This window comes from Vibrio sp. 1069 (assembly GCF_033340555.1).
On record NZ_JAWOWP010000459.1, the window covers coordinates 1 to 659 of the forward strand.

Annotated in this window: 1 pseudogene; it reads right to left on the reverse strand. The window is 44.0% G+C overall.

Annotated elements, in window-relative coordinates:
- A pseudogene (locus R7040_RS27135) lies at positions 1 to 352 on the reverse strand (metallophosphoesterase); the annotation flags it as partial.
- Positions 353 to 659: the final 307 nt, after the last annotated feature.

The window sequence follows — 659 nt, forward strand, 5'->3', positions numbered from 1 at the left end:
ATTCGTGGTTACCGAGTGTTATCGCGTCGTAGCCCATCGCGCTGTACAAATCGAAAGAGAGCTTGCCTTGCGTTTTTTTCGCGAGTGAACCAGTGAAAATGTCCCCCGCATCGAACAAGAAACTGGTCTCCTCTTGCGCGCGGGTTTGTTTGATCAGTGTGGCAAGGTAAGGAATACCGCCAATGCGGCTAATGTCTGGATTCCAAAATGCGTCAACGGGCTCATAAACGCTTTCAATGTCGTTGGTGTGCAGCAACGTGACGTTGCGAATTTCCGCAAAGGAAGAAAATGACACGCCGATAGAGAACGCCGCTAACGCATACAGCAACGGCTTTTTAGAAAATGTCTTCATAGTTGATCCGGTAAAAGTTGAGTAAGAAGTAAGGTTTCGCGAAACAGAGCAACTTTAAAAAAGCACGTAACTCAGGCGATTGAATTGGATCACATAAATTCATGTCAGTAATCGCTAATTGACGCGGAATATCATTTTGAGTGGGCGTTGAGTGCACAGAAATAACAACGCAGTTGGGTGAAAATTAGCCGATATGAGATAGTGGACATATTGATGCGCACTAGTGAAAACTCGCATAAAACAACAAAAACTCAGTTGGATGAACTCAAGGAAGAACGATGAAAAACAACGCATTTAATGCACTTTT